Origin of the sequence: Emticicia oligotrophica DSM 17448, from assembly GCF_000263195.1 — a bacterium.
Lineage (GTDB): Bacteria > Bacteroidota > Bacteroidia > Cytophagales > Spirosomataceae > Emticicia > Emticicia oligotrophica.
On sequence record NC_018748.1, the window covers coordinates 3,753,212 to 3,773,430 of the forward strand.

General features: G+C 35.4%; 22 protein-coding genes. 10 read left to right on the forward strand and 12 right to left on the reverse strand.

All coding sequences use genetic code 11. The features are described from left to right. Positions 1-96: 96 nt before the first annotated feature. Both EMTOL_RS15470 and EMTOL_RS15475 read right to left on the reverse strand, forming a co-directional pair. Positions 97-891: a thymidylate synthase gene (locus EMTOL_RS15470; protein WP_015030246.1), complete on the reverse strand. Its 795-nt coding sequence runs from the start codon at positions 889-891 to the stop codon at positions 97-99. Positions 892-1,013: 122 nt separating this feature from the next. Continuing rightward, positions 1,014-1,343, reverse strand: coding sequence for a LytR/AlgR family response regulator transcription factor (locus tag EMTOL_RS15475; protein ID WP_015030247.1), 330 nt, complete (start codon positions 1,341-1,343; stop codon positions 1,014-1,016). Between the two features lie 135 nt (positions 1,344-1,478). Here EMTOL_RS15475 and EMTOL_RS15480 point away from each other — a divergent pair, with 135 nt between their 5' ends. After that, a complete protein-coding gene (locus EMTOL_RS15480; RefSeq protein ID WP_015030248.1) occupies positions 1,479-2,843 on the forward strand; it encodes a DUF2254 domain-containing protein in 1,365 nt (454 codons plus the stop codon). A gap of 96 nt (positions 2,844-2,939) precedes the next feature. On the opposite strand, the gene EMTOL_RS15485 is transcribed toward EMTOL_RS15480, so the two are convergent. Together EMTOL_RS15485 and EMTOL_RS15490 are read right to left on the reverse strand one after the other, a co-directional pair. Further along, complete coding sequence (locus EMTOL_RS15485) at positions 2,940-3,395, reverse strand: YMGG-like glycine zipper-containing protein (protein WP_015030249.1); 456 nt, start codon at positions 3,393-3,395, stop codon at positions 2,940-2,942. A 164-nt stretch (positions 3,396-3,559) separates the two neighbouring features. Continuing rightward, positions 3,560-4,084: a hypothetical protein gene (locus tag EMTOL_RS15490; protein WP_015030250.1), complete on the reverse strand. Its 525-nt coding sequence runs from the start codon at positions 4,082-4,084 to the stop codon at positions 3,560-3,562. A gap of 212 nt (positions 4,085-4,296) precedes the next feature. Here EMTOL_RS15490 and EMTOL_RS15495 point away from each other — a divergent pair, with 212 nt between their 5' ends. Continuing rightward, on the forward strand, positions 4,297-6,228 hold the full coding sequence (locus EMTOL_RS15495) for a YgiQ family radical SAM protein (protein WP_015030251.1): 1,932 nt from the start codon (positions 4,297-4,299) through the stop codon (positions 6,226-6,228). 29 nt (positions 6,229-6,257) lie between these two features. Here EMTOL_RS15495 and EMTOL_RS15500 read toward each other — a convergent pair whose 3' ends face one another. After that, positions 6,258-7,556 carry a prolyl oligopeptidase family serine peptidase gene (locus tag EMTOL_RS15500; protein WP_015030252.1) on the reverse strand — a complete coding sequence of 433 codons (1,299 nt, stop codon included), beginning with the start codon at positions 7,554-7,556 and terminating at the stop codon, positions 6,258-6,260. A 264-nt stretch (positions 7,557-7,820) separates the two neighbouring features. On the opposite strand from EMTOL_RS15500, the gene EMTOL_RS15505 reads away from it, so the two are divergent. Next, positions 7,821-10,757, forward strand: coding sequence for a PVC-type heme-binding CxxCH protein (locus EMTOL_RS15505; RefSeq protein WP_015030253.1), 2,937 nt, complete (start codon positions 7,821-7,823; stop codon positions 10,755-10,757). Positions 10,758-10,837: 80 nt separating this feature from the next. Here the strand turns inward: EMTOL_RS15505 and EMTOL_RS15510 are convergent, their stop codons facing one another. Genes EMTOL_RS15510 through EMTOL_RS15520 form a run of 3 tightly spaced genes read right to left on the reverse strand, consistent with a single transcriptional unit; the run spans position 10,838 to position 13,008 of the window. Beyond that, entirely contained in the window at positions 10,838-12,124 is a 1,287-nt protein-coding gene (locus EMTOL_RS15510; RefSeq protein ID WP_015030254.1) for a hypothetical protein, read from the reverse strand. A 42-nt stretch (positions 12,125-12,166) separates the two neighbouring features. Beyond that, positions 12,167-12,610 carry an acyl-CoA thioesterase gene (locus EMTOL_RS15515; protein WP_015030255.1) on the reverse strand — a complete coding sequence of 148 codons (444 nt, stop codon included), beginning with the start codon at positions 12,608-12,610 and terminating at the stop codon, positions 12,167-12,169. Positions 12,611-12,663: 53 nt separating this feature from the next. Further along, on the reverse strand, positions 12,664-13,008 hold the full coding sequence (locus tag EMTOL_RS15520; protein WP_015030256.1) for a winged helix-turn-helix transcriptional regulator: 345 nt from the start codon (positions 13,006-13,008) through the stop codon (positions 12,664-12,666). 187 nt (positions 13,009-13,195) lie between these two features. Between EMTOL_RS15520 and EMTOL_RS15525 the strand changes: the two genes are divergently transcribed. Further along, the gene (locus EMTOL_RS15525; RefSeq protein WP_015030257.1) at positions 13,196-13,954 is read left to right on the forward strand and encodes a type 1 glutamine amidotransferase domain-containing protein; all 759 of its coding nucleotides are present in this window, start codon (positions 13,196-13,198) and stop codon (positions 13,952-13,954) included. A gap of 6 nt (positions 13,955-13,960) precedes the next feature. Beyond that, positions 13,961-14,335: a VOC family protein gene (locus tag EMTOL_RS15530; protein WP_015030258.1), complete on the forward strand. Its 375-nt coding sequence runs from the start codon at positions 13,961-13,963 to the stop codon at positions 14,333-14,335. Between the two features lie 171 nt (positions 14,336-14,506). On the opposite strand, the gene EMTOL_RS22505 is transcribed toward EMTOL_RS15530, so the two are convergent. Further along, a complete protein-coding gene (locus EMTOL_RS22505) occupies positions 14,507-14,626 on the reverse strand; it encodes a GxxExxY protein (protein WP_255364411.1) in 120 nt (39 codons plus the stop codon). A gap of 26 nt (positions 14,627-14,652) precedes the next feature. Next, positions 14,653-14,781 carry a GxxExxY protein gene (locus EMTOL_RS22660; RefSeq protein WP_305952116.1) on the reverse strand — a complete coding sequence of 43 codons (129 nt, stop codon included), beginning with the start codon at positions 14,779-14,781 and terminating at the stop codon, positions 14,653-14,655. Between EMTOL_RS22660 and EMTOL_RS15540 the strand changes: the two genes are divergently transcribed. The 3 genes from EMTOL_RS15540 to EMTOL_RS15550 are packed head-to-tail and all read left to right on the forward strand — an operon-like array spanning position 14,760 to position 16,998. Then, on the forward strand, positions 14,760-15,395 hold the full coding sequence (locus tag EMTOL_RS15540; RefSeq protein WP_015030259.1) for a hypothetical protein: 636 nt from the start codon (positions 14,760-14,762) through the stop codon (positions 15,393-15,395). The genes EMTOL_RS22660 and EMTOL_RS15540 overlap by 22 nt on opposite strands. A gap of 5 nt (positions 15,396-15,400) precedes the next feature. After that, complete coding sequence (locus EMTOL_RS15545; RefSeq protein ID WP_015030260.1) at positions 15,401-16,339, forward strand: bestrophin family protein; 939 nt, start codon at positions 15,401-15,403, stop codon at positions 16,337-16,339. Positions 16,340-16,377: 38 nt separating this feature from the next. Next, a complete protein-coding gene (locus EMTOL_RS15550) occupies positions 16,378-16,998 on the forward strand; it encodes an NADPH-dependent F420 reductase (protein ID WP_015030261.1) in 621 nt (206 codons plus the stop codon). Positions 16,999-17,037: 39 nt separating this feature from the next. On the opposite strand, the gene EMTOL_RS15555 is transcribed toward EMTOL_RS15550, so the two are convergent. Further along, positions 17,038-17,391: a zinc ribbon domain-containing protein YjdM gene (locus EMTOL_RS15555; protein ID WP_015030262.1), complete on the reverse strand. Its 354-nt coding sequence runs from the start codon at positions 17,389-17,391 to the stop codon at positions 17,038-17,040. A 68-nt stretch (positions 17,392-17,459) separates the two neighbouring features. Further along, the gene (locus tag EMTOL_RS15560; protein ID WP_015030263.1) at positions 17,460-18,335 is read right to left on the reverse strand and encodes a helix-turn-helix domain-containing protein; all 876 of its coding nucleotides are present in this window, start codon (positions 18,333-18,335) and stop codon (positions 17,460-17,462) included. A gap of 96 nt (positions 18,336-18,431) precedes the next feature. Between EMTOL_RS15560 and EMTOL_RS15565 the strand changes: the two genes are divergently transcribed. Continuing rightward, positions 18,432-19,388: a VOC family protein gene (locus tag EMTOL_RS15565; RefSeq protein ID WP_015030264.1), complete on the forward strand. Its 957-nt coding sequence runs from the start codon at positions 18,432-18,434 to the stop codon at positions 19,386-19,388. Positions 19,389-19,470: 82 nt separating this feature from the next. Beyond that, complete coding sequence (locus EMTOL_RS15570) at positions 19,471-20,187, forward strand: PIG-L deacetylase family protein (RefSeq protein ID WP_015030265.1); 717 nt, start codon at positions 19,471-19,473, stop codon at positions 20,185-20,187. Positions 20,188-20,219: the final 32 nt, after the last annotated feature.

The following is a 20,219-nucleotide window of genomic DNA, read 5'->3' on the forward strand; positions in this document are numbered from 1 at the left end:
ATGAAGATGAGCCAACGAAACCTCAAACAAAATCGTCAGCACTAAAAACCTTTGTATAATTAAAATAGCCGTTGCATTGCAACGGCTATTCTTGTTTTAAACTGCTACTGGAGCTTTAATGGCTGGATATGGGTCATATTCGCTGAGTGTAAAGTCTTCAAACTTGAAGTCAAAAATACTTTTTACCTCAGGATTTAAGGTCATTTTGGGTAATTTTCTTGGCTCACGAGAGAGCTGTAATTTTACTTGTTCGATATGATTTGAATAAATGTGGGTATCGCCACCAGTCCAGATAAACTCATGGGCTTCAAGGCCACATTCTTGGGCTACCATCATGGTAAGAAGGGCATAAGAAGCAATATTGAATGGAACACCCAAAAACACATCGGCACTACGCTGATATAATTGACAAGATAATTTATTGTCAGCAACATAAAACTGAAAGAGAGCATGACAAGGCATCAATGCCATTTGAGAAAGTTCACCTACATTCCAAGCAGAAACGATAATTCTTCGAGAATCAGGTGATTTTTTTAGCTGGTTCAAAACATCTTTTAGTTGGTCGATTGTCTGGCCATTAGGTGCTGCCCAGCTACGCCATTGTTTACCATATACTGGCCCTAAATCTCCATTTTCGCTGGCCCATTCATCCCAAATCGAAACGCCATTTTCTTTTAAATAAGCAATATTTGTTTCGCCCTTGATAAACCATAAAAGCTCATGAATAATAGATTTTGTGTGTACTTTTTTGGTTGTAACAAGTGGAAAGCCTTCTTGAAGATTAAAACGCATTTGGTAACCAAACACACTGATAGTTCCTGTACCCGTACGGTCAGTTTTTACGGTACCATTTTCAAGAATATGATTTAGTAAATCGTGATATTGCTTCATCTTTTGATTAGATTCTTTTATTTTTCAAGCAAAGATACTATTGTTTGATTTGAAAAATATAAAAAATATAGTAAAAACAAGCAACACCATTCATTTGAATCATTTATTAAGGTTTTGTCTGTTTACGTAAATGAAATAAATTTTACTCTGTCTAAACAGTCTTTCGTACGTCTTCGAGAAGCAATAAATTTTTCGCCATTAGATAATTTGAAGGTAAGTCTGTTTTTTTCTAAATAAATGGTAGAGATGTGTTCGATATTTATAATGTGTTTTCTGCTGATTCTCAAGAAATTATCATAGTTGATAGACGAATGAACCACATGAAGTGTTTGAGAAGTTATAGTTTTTGATTTGTTAGTTGTGTAAATTAATGTATAATTGCTCTCACTTTCAAGGTACATTATCTCATTGGGCTCAATTTTTAAATTGCGTGTCAAGTATAGTGTTTCCATAATGGGAAGGAATTAATCATTGAAATTGTAAACTACAAAATTAAGGGTAATTCCAAAATATTTTATGCGTAAAAACACCTGTTTTGAAGAGAGAAAAGCTCTATTTTTAGGAATCAAAATTGAAAATTTTAGAAATTGAAACAGAAAATTCTTTTACTCCATGAGCGTGTCAAGCAAGATTGGCGGTACTTAACACTCGTAGCTTATGTGATTGTGGCACTTCTGACACTTATTCTGCATTATCTACGTCCGGGTGAGGCTGGAGTACTACTCGATGGCTTTTTATCTACTTTGGCAAGTATTGTGGCAACTTTAGTTGTAACTACTTTTTCGTTTGTTTTTGTTGCTTTACAACTTGCTTCAGTTCAGTTTTCTCCTCGAATTATTCGCTCATTTTTTGAATACGACCATTTTAGTCGTTTTTTTCTTTGGTCTTTTATTGCTTGTGTGGGGTATCTGATGGGCTTGCAATATTTTGGTCTTTCTGATGCCGCATTAATTTATCCGAAATTTGGTATTGTGGGGGCTTTTTACTTGATATTGCTGGTTTTTCCCTTGTTTATTCATCATGTGGTTGATAATATCAATGCTTCAAGTATCACTCAAAATATCGCAAAACGTACAATCAACGAAATCGAACAACTTTACGAAACTAATGGTTTTCAACAAAATCCTTCAGATAAAGTATTGATTATTAATCAAGAAAGTGGGTATTTGGATTCTATCAAGTATAAAAAATTGTTTGATGTAATTCCTGAGGGTAATCGTTCGAAAATTGTAGTGAAACCACATGTCGGAAGTTTTGTTTTAGCTGGAATGCCATTGCTAGAAGTTTTGATTGACAATGAGGAGGATAGGGTTTTCTTCGAGCAAAACAAACAGTTAATTGCCGCACAGTTCATCATCAGCAAGTTTCGTAGCTATGAGCAAGATATTCCTTTTGGTATCCGTCAGTTGGTAGATATTGCTATCAAGGCTATTTCTCCTGCGGTAAATGACCCAACTACGGCTCTTAACTGTATTGATTATCTCGGAAATATTATTCAAAAAGCAGCTTTAAGCAATACAATTTCAAAGGAGGCAATCTTATTAGAAAGGAAAAATATTTTTATCCGAGAATTTAATTTCGAACAATTAGTCGATTTAGCATTTGACCAAATCTATCATTGGGGAAAAGAAGATTATATAGTTGTAAGGCATCTCATAAAGACAATAACAAATATTCTCACGTTTGTTACTGATTCAAGTAAATTGAAAGTGCTTTTGGCAGAGGTTGAAGATATGGAGCTATCATTCTTGCAAGAAGATTATGAAAAAGTTCGAAGTGAATGTCCGTTTAAAAAGGCTGAGCATCGAAATAGTTTACGAGAGCACTTATCTGATTATTATGAAATGGCTATCAAGCGAATGGAAGAAATAGGGAAGGATGATAAAAAACTTGTATCCATAAAAAAATCCTACGAACGAAATTTAGCCTTTATCTTAAAAAATAGGGAATAAAAAATGGAACCACACTAGGTGGCTCCATACTTTGGTTATCCAAGTTTAGCGAACAGCTAACCGCTACTAGCCAACAGCTAATAGCGGTAAACCAGTTTATCTTTGTTTGTGGTCAATTACTGCACCTACGCCAGCACCAGCACCGGCTCCAACAACACCACCAATAATAGCACCTTGACCTTTTTTCTTAGAAACAACTGCTCCAGTGATGGCTCCTACGCCTGCACCAATCATCGCTCCTTTGGCGGTATTACTTAATTTTTTCTTTTTTGAAGTACTAACAGGAACAGGAGCTGAAGGCGATGGTGCTGGAGCAGTACTATTGTGTGATTTAGTAGCAGCTAAATTATTTTTCTCTGATTTTATTTCTTTGTCTTTGGCTGCCAATTTCAAAGAGTCGATTTCTTTTTGTTGCTGACTAATCAAGTTTGCTTGGTTTACGGAGTCAATAGCCGCTTGCTTGGCTTTCATGATTTCGGCGTTTGTATCACTTGAACGATTGCATCCATATATAAAAGGAATGAAGGTCAATATTAAAACTAATTTTTTCATGGTATTATATGATTTGGTTAGTAAAAAAACTTAATCTCCTAACTGAGATAACATCACTACAAAAGAATAATACCATTAATTTTTTTTAGTTTATCGTCTAAAAAATCAGATAAAAACGGGGAAAAGATTCCTCGAAATTCAACAATTTGTGGCGTTTTGTAATATTATCTGAAAATTTCTCTCCATTTTCTTCTTCTGAAATATCTTTTAAAACCTATGTAAAGCATAAAAATTGATGCAATGCCAAATAAAATGGATAAGGTTTGAAGTGAAAGTAAACTCAAACTGATGGCAATCGCTAAGAAAATAAAACCTGTGTAAATGGCAGAATTAAGCGGAACAGGTTTAGCCTTCAAGCTTTTGAATGTACTATTTTGACTATATTTTTTAGAATCAAAACTTGGTTTTACTATAAGAACTTTGCTTCGATATTTTACGTTTTTTACTCTATTTTTGTTAATTTCTTCTTTAATAAAAGGTATTTGAGGGTTTTCAATGACAGTTTCTTTAGTAAAGTTTCTACTCGAAATACTTTCCATTTCATTTGAAACCAATAATTCTGGTTGGGAAATTATTGGTTTTATGGAATAATCATTAGTTGAATAATTTGATTTTTGAAAATGGGCAAACTCTTTTTTACACGATGAAATAATTAAAAACAAGAAAATTATAATACTTAGTTTTTTCATTGGTTTATTTAATAATTGATTTTTGATAGAAACAACGCACTATCATTTCGATTGTTGTGAGTTATTTATTGAAACCAAATAGGCTGCTTGATGGTTATTAGGAAATATATTCCGTAATTTTGCGAGAGTTTGCTTGAAAAGGCAACTAAATAGCTTGTGGGGAACATTCAGTAAAAGCTACTGACGGCGAACCACAGAATACAAACTATTTTATGTTAGAAAGACCAATAACCGACTGGTTACCACTTACCAAAAAAGAGGTAGAAAAAAGAGGCTGGAATGAGCTGGATGTTGTATTAATTTCGGGTGATGCTTATGTTGATCATCCTGCTTTTGGAACAGCAGTTATCGGGCGAATCATCGAAAGCGAAGGCTATAAAATTGCTATTGTGGCACAGCCAAATTGGCAAGATGACTTGCGTGATTTTAAAAAATTTGGGAAACCCAAATACTTCTTTGGTGTAACGGCTGGTTGTATGGATTCGATGGTGAATCATTATACAGCCAACAAGCGTTTACGCTCAAATGACTCCTACACTCCGGGTGGCGAAGCTGGGTTTCGTCCAGATTATGCTACTAGTGTTTACAGCAAAATTTTGAAGCAAATTTATCCTGATGTACCTGTATTGATTGGTGGAATCGAGGCTTCACTCCGCCGTGTAACGCATTATGATTATTGGAAAGATGAATTGATGCCAACTATTTTGGAAGATTCGCAAGCCGATATGCTAGTTTATGGTATGGGCGAACAACCCTTACGTGAGTTATTGACTCGCTTAAGAAATGGCGAACGATTTGAAGATATCCGAGATATTAATCAGATTGCGTACTTACATCATGCTCATAATGATTTACCCCAACATAAAAATTGGAATACTGTAGAAATTGCTAGTCATGAAGAATGTTTGAGGGATAAAATTAAATATGCTTCAAACTTTAAGGTTGTGGAAGTAGAGTCGAATAAATGGCAAGCGAATCGAATTACTCAGAAAATAGGAAAAAAGACTTTGGTTATTAATCCTCCATTCAAAACAATGGATGAAAAAGAAATTGACCAATCTTTTGATTTGCCTTATACACGATTACCGCACCCCAAATATAAAAATCGTGGGCCAATTCCTGCTTACGAAATGATTAAGTTCTCGATAAACATGCATCGTGGCTGTTTTGGTGGGTGTAGTTTCTGTACAATTTCTGCACATCAAGGTAAGTTTATTGCCTCACGAAGTCAGGAATCTATCATGAGAGAAGTGGAAGAATTGGTCAATCACCCTGAATTCAAAGGTTATATTTCAGATTTAGGTGGGCCATCAGCCAATATGTATAGAATGAAAGGTAAAGATGAATCCATCTGTAACCGTTGTCAAGCACCGAGTTGTATTCACCCTGTGATTTGTTCAAACCTCGATACTTCACATAAACCGATAACTGAAATTTACAAAAAAGTAGATGCTCACCCAAAAATCAAGAAAGCTTTCGTTGGTTCGGGAATTAGATATGACTTATTGGTTGATGATTTCAACAAGAATAACCAAGATGGCAACCATGATGAATACATGGAGCAATTGGTTACTCGCCATGTTTCTGGGCGTCTGAAAGTGGCACCTGAACATACTTCTGATGATACACTTCGTGTTATGCGTAAGCCATCGTTTAAGTATTTTAGGAAATTCAAGGAAAAATACGATAAAATTCAAGATAAGCATAATTTAAAGCAGCCGCTAATTCCTTATTTTATTTCATCTCACCCTGGTTGTGAAGAGGCTGATATGGCCAATCTTGCTGCCGAAACTAAAGACTTGGGTTTCCAATTAGAACAAGTACAAGACTTTACACCAACACCGATGACTGTGGCAGAGGTAATTTATTATACAGGAGTGCATCCTTATACATTACAACCTATCAAAACTGCCAAAACTCGTGAGGAAAAACAGGCTCAGAATAGGTATTTCTTTTGGTATAAACCAGAGTTTAAATCTTGGATTCGCAATAGGTTGACTAAGCTCAATCGTCCGGATTTAGCAGAAAGATTATTGTCGAGTCCAAAGAGAAAAGAGCAGCAATCGGTAGCTATTTCTGAAAAAGGGAACAAACATGAGAAGTTTAATAAGAATACTAACAATAAAGGATATAAAAAATGGTGAGGCATTTCCTCACCATTTTTATTGAAAACTTATTTCTTTGCTTGGGCTGCCATCCATTCCATAATTGTAACGGGGCGACCATTCAAAAGTACGGGCTTTCCATCATAATCTAATTTGGCAGTATTGGCATGTGAATAAATCCATGACCAATGGCCATTATAGTAATAATTTTCTCCTCCAAAGAAACCTGTAATATCTGTCACGTGGTCGTAATAGCTAAAATGAAGGTTTTTAGCACCCGCTTTTTTCAATCGTTCGTAAACAGGCACAACTGTCAAATCTGGCTTTGTGGTATTGTCTTCTTTTGAATGTAAAAACCAAATCGGAATGTGCTTAATGCTATTAATCTGTTGGTCAGTAATATATTGTGATTGATACGCCAAAGCACTGATATAGGCAGCCGCAAAATAATTGGGCTCTTTTAAAAGTAGCTTCAATGACATATATCCACCATTTGAACAACCGCCCAGATAAATTCTTTTTGTGTCAATATCTGGGTGTTTATTGACAAATTCTTTGATTAAAGCCATTAAACCAATATTATAAACATCTTCACCAGAGCCAGGTTGTGTTTTCCCATCTTTATCGTGCATCCAAGCTCCAGGGCATTGTGGAGATAGGACATAAGCACCGCCAAAATAAGCTTGGATTTCAGGTGAAGCATAATTGGCAGCTTTGTTTCCTAATAGCGTAATTGTTGGGTCGTATCCACCTTCACCACCACCGTGTAACCAAATGATAAGTGGAGCTTTGCTGGCTTTTTTCTTAGGTGTAAATGCCGCATAAGACATCGTTTTTCCTGCTTCATATTCGTATTTTCCTGTCAAATCAAAATCATCAACCAATGGGCGAATACGTGATTTTTCTTTATTCCAAACTTTATTGGTTTTGGTATCTGTAACAGTTACTTGGTAAGTAACCCATTGATTGCCTCTACATTTACCACCAGTTGAATATTGAAATGGAGAACCAATCGGTAAATTTGGAGCTACACTCAATACTAAAGTGATATTTGAGCCTTCTTTGACACGATTTCCTTGAGGGTCAGAAACATAAGCAAAGACAACAGTACGTGAACCATTTTTTTGATTTTCTGGAATAGTTACACAATCTGAGCTTCTATCTACTGAAACAGTATAGTCTTTAAAATCGGCATTGGTAGTTGGAGCGTCAAGTTCTAAAATCACTTTACTTACTGCTGGTCCCCAGTCGTAACCTTCTACAACAAGGGTATATTGATTAGAAGCGATAAAATTTGACGTTTTTGCAAAAACGCCAATATTTACAAATGCACTGAAAATAATTAATAATAAGAGTTTGTTTTTCATAGGATGTAATTTAAGGATTGAGAATCAAAGTTAGTATTTTAAGGAATTTATTCTACTTTAAGCGACAATTAAATGAAATGAATAGGCTAAGTCTTGAAAATTTGAGATTTTTTTTAATATTTTCACTAATTTATATGTTAAAAACTAATAATGATATTACTATGCTCTTTATATAAAAGCATATTTATTCTCTAAATTTTCGAAATATAATACAATTTTTAATAATTTATTTTATATTTTTGTTGTAATAGCTTTATCCATTTTATGACAAAAAAAATCCTTTTCTTTCCCTTTTTTGCTCTTTTAATCTTATTGTTTTCTTGTCAAAAAGTACCTAAAAATCTCGAAGGTTTTGAGCTTGAAGAAGGATTTAAGCTCGAAAAAGTTGCATCAGAACCGCTAATTGTTGACCCCGTTGATTTAGAATTCAACGAAAATGGCGATGCCATGGTACTTGAGATGCCGGGTTATCCGATGGAAGATAAGCAGAGTCGTTTATTAATTTTGAAAGATAAAAATGCCGATGGCGTTTATGATAGCTCAATGGTTTTTGCAGAAAACTTGGGTTTAGCAGATTCATTCATGCCATATAAAAAAGGGGTTTTAGTAGCATCACCGCCTTATTTACTCCAACTTCATGATGATAATCAAGATTATCGAGTTGATAAAATTGATACCTTGATGGGTGGTTTTACCAAAGAAAATCTTCAGCATAATTATAATGGACTTACCTATGGAATTGATAATTGGATTTATGCAGCGAATGGGGGAAATGACGGAAAACCTTATTGGTGGGGCGACAAGACTACTGCCATAGATTTACGAGGACAAGATTTAAGATTCAACCTCGAAACCCACCAAATGGAACGTTTGGGTGCTTCTTCCGGTGGATTTGGCTTAGGAATGGATGAGTTTGGACGTTTTTATGAAACCCATAATTTGACACATATTTCGCATTTGGTTTTTCCCGACCGATACCTTAAAGGAAGAAGAATTTTAAGTGAAAATACTTTACAAAATATATCTGACCATGAAGAAAATGGCTTAGCAAGAATATATCCAATTGGTGAGCAAGAAGACCGTGTGAATCATCCTGAGCAGTCGGGCTATTTTTCGGGTTCTTGTGGCATTACGTATTATGGTGGAGGTGCTTTAGGCGAAAAATATAATAATACGGTTTGGGTAGCCGATGTAGTATTAAACTTAATTCACGTTGATAAAATTAAGGCTAAAGGTGCTTCTTTTACGGCTTCACGAATTTTGGAAAAGAAAGATTTTTTAGCAAGTACCGATAGAGCTTTCCGACCTGTAAATATGAGTGTTGGCCCCGATGGAGGTATGTATGTGATTGATATTCACAGAAAAGTAATTGAGCATCCCGAGTGGATTCCTGATGAAATTGAAAAGACGTTAGATTTGAACGCAGGAAAAAATCAAGGTAGAATTTATAAAATTTCTTTAGAAAATGGAGGTAAAAGTTTCGAATTTCAGCAGTTTAAAACTACTGAAGGATTATTAAACGCACTTGAAAATCCTAATCAATGGGTACGAAATACCGCTCAAAGACTTTTGATGGAAAAACAGCTAAGTAATGAATCTTTAGTTGGTCTGAGAAATCTATTGAAATCTGATAATGATTTTGCTCGTTTGCATGCTTTTTGGATTTTAAGTAATTCCGGGGAAATTACAGCAAATGAAGTAGAATTGGGTTTAAATGATAAAAATGCTTCGATTAGAGAAAATGTCTTGAAAATTTCAGAGGGCTTTATCAATAAAAGTGAATCTGTATTGAATAAAGTAATGGCTTTGTTGATTGATTCAGAGCCTCGAATTCGAATGCAAGCTGCTTTAAGTTTAAGCACACTTCCTGAAAATCATCCATTTTACAAGGAAAAACAAGTGTTTATTCTGAAAGCGTTAGCAAAAACAGCACAACAAACGAATGATGAATGGAATGTTGCTGCGATTACTTTGGCCGCTCAAAATAAATCAGCCGAACTTTTTGCATTGATTGCTAAAGAAAAACAACCCAATGCTCAATTATTGGCATCTTTAGCACTGAATACTTTTGGCGGAACTGATGAATTTATTCTTGTTTTGAAAACCCTTCAAAACTCAAATCTTTCAGACAAAGAGAAAGCTTTTGTAGTAAAACAATTAACTCAAAATATTGAAAAAATTGATGGAAAACTAATTGAAAATCAGCTTATTTCACTTGAAAATTCAGCTAATTTGGATTTATTGAAAGAGTTGGCAGCAATTCGCCAAAAACTTAAACTTTCGCCTGCTCCGCAATTTTTGAAGTATAGCAATGAGGCCGCACAAAATGTTTTAAACGCTTCTCTACTAGATTCGCTCAGAATTCAATATTTGGCATTGCTCGACTTTGTTCCTTATGCTCAAAAATCAACCATCTTATATGAATGTTTAAAAAATTCGCAACCGCTGAAATTACAAGAAAACGCTTTACGTCAGCTTTCAAATTATCGTGACAAAGAGATAGGAAAAAAGGTAGTGGCCATGTGGAAAGACCTTAGCCCGCAAACACGTCGTTTTGCAAGCGATTTATTACTTTACATCGAAAGTAACCATGATGCACTATTGACTGGCCTTGAAAATGGCACAATCAATATTGGCGAGATGAATTTTGACCTTGAACGAAGAAGAACTTTACTTTGGTGGACAGACAATGAAGATACCAAACGCCGAGCTAAAAAATTATTCAGCGATTCGGGTGTGAGTAATCGCCAAGCGGCAATGGATAAAATGAAACCTGCATTGAGTCTAAGTGGTGATGCTCTCAAGGGTGAAAAAGTATTCAGTAATACTTGTGCTAATTGCCACAAATACGGCAATATTGGCAATGAAGTCGGTCCAGTTTTAACTGAAATTAGTAGAAAAAGTAAAGCGACTATTCTCCACGAAATTCTTGACCCCAACTCGGCGGTTGACCCTAAATATATTAATCATAATCTTGAAACAAAAAGTGGAGCCATCCATACTGGAATTATTGCTAATGAAACAGATAAATCGGTGACGATTCATAAAATTGGGGGCGAAAAAGTCACCATCAACAAATCTGATATCAAAACTTTTAGGTCGATGGGTACATCTCTAATGATGGAAGGCTTTGAAAATGCAATTTCTAAGCAAGAAATGGCAGATTTATTAGAGTTTTTACAAAAAGGAGGGAAAAAATAGTTAAAAAATACAAGCTGTTGAATTAAATATTTTCAACAGCTTGTATAAATGAACTTCAGCACTACCAAAAATAAACTTCTCTATTTTTCAAATTCAACGATATGTTCGGAGGCATATTCATCATCGAAAGGTTTAATCCTTTTCACGAAAAACCTTGCTTTTTTACCTAAAATCAGACAAGTATATTTATTCTTAATATCTTCTTCTGTGTTTAATGGTTGTAATGAAGGATACCAAAGCGTATATGTTGGTTTCTCGAAAAATAGTTGTGGTTTGGTCCATTCCTGACTATTTAAGGCTGCACCCAGGTCTTTATTTTTATTGAACGAAATAAACACTTTATCTCCAACCCAAGATTTGCCTTCCACTCTTGCCATCATCATCACCCAACATTCTAAATAAGTATTCCAACTGACTGATGGACCCCAATAAAAACCACCTTTGGGAGAGGAAGATGGCCCACCACCTTCTTCTAATGGTATTTGGAGCGATGCAATTGGCTTACCAATTCCGTTGTAAGGTGCATTGAAACCTTTGCCGTCCCAACGTTTGGCTTTTCCTACGGGTTTATCAAGGTCTTTAATGGCAATTCTGGCAACACTTATACATTGCCCAGACCATTCTTTGCTGGGGTCATAGGTCTTTTCATTAAAAACGCCAGGATAGCCATATTCGCCATAAAACAAATAAAGATAGTCACCGCTCGCAACTGCCGATGGGTCGCCAACACCACCCCCAAAGGTATTTGAGGTATTAAAAGGCTTCAATATCATCCTTGGGTCTAGGTCTTCAATAAAGATTCCTTTATTTTTCCAGCTTTTCCCACCATCTGTCGATTTCATAATTCCAATTCTACAAACTGCGGCAGCACTTTTAGGCCCTCTTAATCCTTGTGGCCATTTTTTATTGTTATATCCTTCGCCTGTTTTGGGGTTGTAGGGTAAGGTTTGAGGGTAATTTTCATTGTGGTAAATTCCAAAGAGTGTTTTACCTGTTTTATCTTTTGGGTCTTGGAAAACTGTTTCAAACCAAACGGCACCATGTAAGCCCGGTTTTCCAACTGGAGCGTTTTCGGGCATGATTGGTTCAAAGAATTTTTCTGATGGACTTTTGAAAACTTCATCAGCATTTTTACCATCTGCATAACGATTATCTACACCGATTCCCCAAACGGGGTCTTCTCCGTATTTTCCCGGAAAAATTCGAAAAGTATCACCCACCCATGCTTCTGCCATATTACAATCTACAAAGGAGTTGAATTTTATCTTTTCGGCAGGTAAAAGTTTAAATTTAGGGTTGAAAGTTTGGGTAAACGCTTCAAAATGTGTTAATATTAAAAGGCTTAAGGTTGAAATAATGATTTTCATATCTTTAACATTTAATAAATTCAAAACTTCATTCAGGTACTTTTAAAATTCCTTAATTGGTTTAGTTGGCATAATTAAAAACGAATCTCTCATTGCTCCAATGGCTGGACAAACTTTTCGGGTTTTCAAATCCATAAATGAACCATTAAGTGTAATTTTTGCCGCTAAAATTAATCCTTCTTGTTTATAAATGTGCTGAATGATTTTCCATTTGCGGAAATCTTCACTGATATTTTCTAATGCAATATCCACAATAATACTTTCGCTTAAGTGTAATTCCTTGTAAAACTGGATGTAGCTATCAAATAAGATTGGCCCTACGCCCAATTCGTGCATAAGTAAGGGACTTGCACCACATGTTTGCCAAAAGGCAATGCGGACATCATCGCCAAATTCGGCATAAGCGGAGTTTTTTACGTGGGCATTGGCATCTAAATGATTCCAGCCTATTTCATAAGTTTTGGAAAAGCTTTCTAATCTTTGCATGAATGGTTTTTTGATGAATTTGTAAAGTTAAAAATACAAATCAATTTAGATTCTTAGTCATTTATTCTCATTTCTTTCATCAATTCTAATCCATATTCTCTGATAGTTTTTACAACTTCAATAGCTCGAAGTCCACGGTCGGTAATTGTATACTCAGTTTTTGGTGGAACTACTGGATATACTTTTCTCGTCACAAATCCATCTTCTTCCAATTCACGCAGTTGAGTCGTAAGCATTTTTTGCGAAATATGTGGAATGTCTTTTTGTAGCTCACTATACCTCATCACTCGGTCTTTCAGACGCCATAAAATTGGCATTTTCCATGTGCCACCGATTCTATCCATGGCAAACTCTACTGGATTATAGTAAATCTTACCATTGTATTTAAAATCTCCCATTTAAGTATCTTTTTATGTATATAATTTAGTGTAAATCAGTGGTTAAAAATATATTTCCCAAATATATAGATTCACACTCTAAAATTCCATACATACTTTTTAGTATGTATCATACAAAAAAGTGGTACACATGGGTTTGAGGGTTTAGCGATACATCTTTGCAACATCAAATCTAAAACACAAACAAATGATAACTGAAGTAAACAACTACGTACATTTCCACGGAGCACCTGTAAAAGGTAAAATTTTAATGGTGGCTAGTTCACCAAGTATTTCAAAACAAACTGGTTGGCCTATTGGCTTTTGGGCCGCCGAACTTACACACCCTTTAAGAGTTTTTCAAGAAGCAGGATATGAAGTTGAGTTGGTTTCGACAGAAGGTGGAAAATTAGAAATGGATGGTTATTCAAATCCGACCGATGCAAGTGGTTATTCAGCTCATGATGTGATTTCTTTGGGTTATATGCAACAACAATGGTTCAATGATATGTTGCTAAATACCAAGAAACTTACAGAGGTGGATGCTACCAATTATGATGCAATCTTTTTGGTAGGTGGACAAGGCCCAATGTACACTTTCAGAGGAAATAAGGATTTAGAAATATTATTTGCTAATTTCTATGAGGCGGGTAAACCAAGTGCTGCCGTTTGTCACTCAACAACTTTACTCTTAGAAGCAAAAAAATCTAATGGTGAGTTATTGGTATCAGGAAAAACATGGACTGGCTTTGCTGACGCCGAAGAAGAATTTGCTGACCAAGCAGTTGGTATGAAAATACAACCTTATCGGATTGAAAACGAAGCAAAGAAAATAGTTGGAACAACCTTTAAAGTAGCTGCTCCATTTTCTTCTTATGCAATTCAAGATGGAAATTTAATTACTGGTCAGCAACAAAATTCTGGTGCTGCCGCTGCCGAATTAGTTGTAAAAACTTTAAACAAATAAACTACCATGAACGCAATCAATTGGTTTGAGATTCCTGCCCTTGATTTAGAAAGAGCCTTTGGCTTTTATTCTAAAGTACTTAGCGGAAACGTTCGCAAAGGCACTTTTGGTAATGGCGATTTAATCCTTTTCAATGTTCCGTTTAATACTGGCGAAGCTGTCGGGGGTTCAATTGTAGTTCGCCCAGACTTAAAGCCAACCACAGATGGTCCAGTTATTTATCTAAATGCTTTTGGTAAACTCACCGAAGCTGTAAGTAAAGTTGAAGAAGCTGGTGGGAAAGTAATTATTGCTGAAATGCACCTCGGCAAGTTTGGATTTGCTGCCATAATCATTGATACCGAAGGAAATAAAATCGGACTTCTTTCAAGTGAATTGTAAATAAATCCAGCGAAAATCAGCGGTAAAAAATCTGTACAAATCAGTGGGTAAAAAAATAAAACCGTAGATTTATAAACCATTTACCTTTCTGAAAATACTTTTTTAAATATTATCGGTGTTAAAGTTAACCCAAATACCGAGTTTTATTCCTGAAAGTTTCAAATAGGTAATCTATTGTTTATGAAGCAAAACCAGAAGATTTTTTACCGATTTAAGTTCGATAATGACTTTATTTTCAACATCGATGTCTAAGTGATACGCAATGTCAACTTTTACATCTTCATAAATCATAGGTAGTGTAACTTGGTTATTAGCAGTTAAGCAGAATTTCGAAGTTCATAAATTAGAGCAGCTTCGTAGGCACTTTCTAGAAGTCCTGGACAAATATTATTAAAAATTCTAAAAATACAGCCTCGTATTTTGTATGAAATATCATTTTCTGTCATCGTTGGTGGTTTTATGTTTAAGTACAAATATAAGATTAAATGCACAATCTGTTGAGCTTTATGCAGGGGATAAACGTGCAGGGGTTGATTTAATGTGGTTCAAGAACTTTAAAAACTCTAGAGACCAGCGAACACCATTATTATTTTTTAGTCGAAATAGAGCCAGTACAGATTACAAAAATTCGCCAACAGCGTTCGGTTCAACCAATGCCATTTCCTATAATTTCAAAAATGGAATCGGTATTGTAGGAGTAGGGGCTTTTCTTAATGCTGGTTTTACTCCCAAAGTAGGCGTGCAATACTCTAAGCAAAAGGGTGATTTTATGTTTTTTGGCTGGTTTGTTTCTGATTTGAAGAAAAATAATAACCTCGATTTGTTCGGACTTTTTCGCTACCAACCTAAATTCAACAACCAATGGAGAGGTTTTATACAAGCGGAATTGTTTCCTGTTTACAATCCCAAAAATCAAATCTGGAATTTTACCGAACGTTTCCGTTTAGGAGCAAGATACCATACTTGGGCTAGTGGTCTGATGATGGATTTTAATCAAGCTGGAAAAAATACGTTTACCAGTACCAATAATTTAGGCATTTTTATACGAAATGAATTTTAAAAATCATGATTCTACGAAAAATATTTAACCCATTTGCCGTGGCTCGCTACATGCGTACCGAATTGGTAGTTTCAACTGTCATTTCGGTTTCGGTGTATTTTCTTTACCACAATCAACACTTAGAAAAAGTAAGCTTACCATTTTCAATTGCAGCCATTTTAGGTAGTGCTTTGGCAATTTTTCTTGCTTTTCGCAATAATAACGCTTATAGTCGTTGGTGGGAGGCCAGAACCATTTGGGGCGGAGTTATCAACAATAGTAGAATCTTTGCCCGACAGATTATCGCAAATGCCGATAATGCGGTAATAATCGGCAAGGCTTCAAAACAACAAGTAGAGGCCTTTAAAAAAGAATTAATTTATCGTCAAATTGCTTTTGCCCATGCTTTGCGTCTGCACCTTCGTCGTCAAAATTCTTGGGAAGAACTGAAGCATTTACTTTCTGCTGGGGAGTTTGAAGAATTAAGTAAAAAGGCCAATAAACCTAATTATTTGCTTCAAAATCAAGGTATTAGGATTAAAGAAGGAATGAGAAGTGAAATTTTGGGGGCATTCGATAATATCAGTCTTGAACCAACTTTAGCCGGATTTAATAACTTTCAAGGTTCGTGCGAGCGAATCAAAAATACGCCACTTTTGCGTCAGTATCATTTCTTTACCAAACTTTTTCTTTTGGTTTTTATGGTGATTTTACCATTTTCACTTATTTCAGATTTTAATAAAATGGGAATGCCAATCCTTATGATTCCTTTGAGTATTTTGGTGGCTTTTGTATTTGGAGTAATGGGAAAAGTTGGCGAAGTAAACGAAGACCCTTTCGAAAATCGTATTACAGATATTCCAATGACTTCGATGTGTAATACAATTGAAAGAGATTTAAAAGAAATGCTTGGAGAAAATAGTTTACCAACTAAATTAGAATCAGAAAACGGTTATATTTATTAAAAATCAGCGGGTAAAAAATCTCATAAAACTCAAAAAATATGAAAATTGCAATTATTGGTTCAGGGAATGTGGGTGGAGCATTAGCTCAAAAATTTATCAAAGCAGGTCATAATGTATTAGTTGGAGCGAAGTTTCCTTTGAGCGAAAAATCAATCAAATTGGCTACTCAAATTGGAGAAGACCGCTTTACTAGCGTTGAAAGTGCCGTAAAACAATGTGAAGTTGTCGTTTTGGCAACACCTGCCCCGATGGCAGCTGAAGTTGCTCAGTCGTTAGGGGATACCACAGGCAAAGTGATTATTGATACTATGAACATCGTCATGGGTAGAGGCCCAGCAGGATTTTCTAATACCACCGATGCAATTTTAGCAAATACAGCTACCAAAGATGTAGTTAAATGCTTCAATACAACAGGATTCAATAATATGTTAGATACCCATTACGGAGACTATGCCATTGATGCATTCGTAGCGGGAGATTCAGAAAAAGGCAAAGAGGTTGCCACAAAATTAGCCCTTGATGCTGGTTTTGGAGTATGTTATGATATTGGTGGAAATGATAAATTTCAGTTGATGGAACAATTTGCTTTCTTTTGGATAAATCTTGCTATGTTTAAAGGACAAGGGCGTGATATTGGTTTTAAATTATTAAAGAGATAAAAAAAAGCCACGATTCTGATTAGTTTCGTGGCTTTTGAATCAAGCTTTTTTAACGAATTCGGATTTTAGACCCATTGCCCCGAAACCATCAATTTTACAGTCAATATTGTGTCCATCATTGGAATCCACTAAGCGGATATTCTTTACTTTTGTCCCAGCTTTTACTGGTTTTGGAGCTCCTTTTACAGGTAAGTCCTTGATAACTACCACTGTATCACCATCTTTGAGTTCGTTGCCATTTGAATCTAAAACTTTGAAGGTTCCATCTTCAACTGCTTCCGCTGCTTCATCTTCTGGATTCCATTCATAAAAACATTCTGGACAAATCAGTAAGCCATCACTCGGATATACATATTCTGATTTACACTTTGGGCAAGGAGGAAATTCTGACATTTAATTAAAATAATTTGATAAAAAAGAGGAAAATTCGCCTCAAAGATAAAAATAATTAATTAAACAATTTACTTTCTATCCATCTTCCTAAATTCTAAAGGAGATACTCCAGTATGCTTTTTAAAGAGTTTGGCAAAGTAGTTAGGATACTCAAACTTTAGCATATATGCAATTTCAGAAACCGAATAAGAAGTGTGCAATAGGTATTTTTGTGCTTCATTAATGATATTTTGATGTACTAATTCTATGGCCGATTTACCTGAAACGGCATTGCATATACGATTTAAATGAACTGATGAAATATTAAGTTCATCGGCAAATTCGGGAATACTTTTTGGGTAGTTAGCTTGTTTAATTAATAGCTGAAACTTTCTAAAATGTGCCATTGTCATCGAATCATTTTGTTGTGCTTCTTCTTGCTTGGTTAATCGATGTAAGCTTATGAATAATTCCGTCAAGTAAGCCCTAAGCATTAGATAGCGTTCAGGATTTTCTCCAAATAATTCAAACTCAATATTGGCTAAATTTTTTTGAATTTTATCGAAAGTTTTATCTTCAAAGTGATTCAATATTCTGATATCTTCCAGTGTTTTCCAAACTACACTTGATGTTTTAAAAATTTCATCAATAATGCTTTCAGATAAGGTAAGTATATACCCTTCTACATCTGGGTTATAAACCAAGCCATGTAATTTGGTTGGAGGTATAAGTGTAATACATGGTGCTTGAAGTTGATGTTCTTGCGTCGCTTCTTGAAACAAAAGTGAGCCTTTTCTTACAATAAATAGCTGAAAAAGTTGCGAATGAATGTGCGGTTTGATTGTCCAATTAAAAAGTTGACTACGTGTGGCAATCAATTCCAAGAAGATATATTCTGAAGAATATCTTCCATAATCATCACCATATAGCCCTTCAAAGTTTAAAATACTTTTCTCTTGTTTCATTGAGTGATGTTCAATTTGTATCTATAAAAGTAAAAATAGTTTCCTGATAAATCACCAAAAACAACTGAATTTTGTAAAACATAAAATACCGATTGAATGGAAAACCTCACTTGGGAAATTGCCCATTTGGCTCATGTTGAGCTACTTACGCCAAAACTAGATGAAAGTATACGTTTCTTTCATGAAATTCTAGGCATGTATATCACCGAAGTTAGTGGAAACTCTGCCTATCTACGAGCCTATGACGATTACGAGCACCATACTTTAAAGCTCACGGTTCATCGTCATTCGGGTATTGGACATTTTGCGTGGCGTGCAAGAAGCCAAGAGTCATTGGGAGCCCGTGCGAAAGCCATTGAAGCTACCGGATTTGGTATTGGTTGGGAAGACCATGAATGTGGTTATGGTGAAGCATACAAGTTTCGTTATCCTGATGGGCATATTTGTGAACTTTATTTCGATTCTAATAAGTATAAGCCTACAAGAGAAACGCAATCTGCTTTGAAAAATACGAGTAGTAAATTTCCTGGTCGTGGTATGAATGTCAGAAGAATTGACCATTTGAATCTTTTAGCCAGAGATATCAGAGCTTTTGCTAATTTTCAATTTGGCGTTTTAGGTGGAAGAAATACCGAAAGAATTGAGTTTGAAGATGGTCCTAAAGGCGTTTGGGTATCGGTAAATAATAAATCCTATGATTTGGCTATTACTGAAGACCATTCTGGTTTAAACGGTCGTTTCCATCATTTAACTTATGCTGTAAATAGTAGAGAAGAAGTACTTCTTGCCGCAGATATTGCACTAGAAAATGGCGTTTTTATCGAAACAGGCCCTCATAAACATGCTATTCAGCAGACATTCTTTTTATATCTTTATGAGCCGGGTGGTAATAGAATTGAAATTGCTAATCCGACCGCAAGATTAATTCTTGACCCAGATTATGAAACCATTGTATGGAATCGAGAAGAACGAATGAAAGGACAAGCGTGGGGACTAAAAACTGTTGAAAGTTTTCATACTCGTGGTACACCAATGCCTGATGAACTTTTGTAAAGGTGCTCAATTTTTAATACATATTTTATATTGAAGCGAAACTCTTTTTAACGTAGAATATTTTATTACAAATATTAAATAAATGAATAAATTACTTGTAATTTCTGCACATTCAGCAGACTTTGTTTGGCGAAGTGGTGGCACTATCGCTAAAAGTGTAGATCAAGGAGCCGAAACCTTAGTAGTTTGCCTTTCTTATGGTGAAAGAGGAGAATCTGGGGAGCTTTGGAAAGAAAATCCAAATAGAACTGAAGAGAGTGTAAAGGTTATTCGCCATGTACAAGCTCAAAAAGCTGCTGATATTTTTGGAACGGCTATTCAGTTTTTAGATTGGGGAGATTACCCAATGTTGATTTCAGATGAAAGAATCGCTCAGCTAACTCAAATTATCGGAGATTTTGAACCAACGGTTATTCTAACACACACGGCAAAAGACCCTTTTAACCCTGACCATCCATTGGCTTATCAAGCCACCGAACGAGCAAGATTACTTTCTTGTGGGGCGGGAGTGGCAAGTGCATTCAAAAATATAGCTCCACCGATGTGGTATTCTTTTGAGCCACACCAACCTGAAATTTGTGATTTTAAACCTGATACTTTTGTTGATATTTCATCGGTATTTGACAAAAAAATTGCCGCAATGAATTGTATGGGTGCACAAAAATACCTTGTTGAATATTACACCGAATTAGGCGGAAGAAGAGCAAATCATGCGAGACGAATTTCGGGTCAAAAAGATGTTAAATATGCAGAGGCTTTTCAAAGCCATTTGCCAAGGGTAACAACTACAATATTTTAGTTATATGGTATTTATTTAACTTAAATAACAAA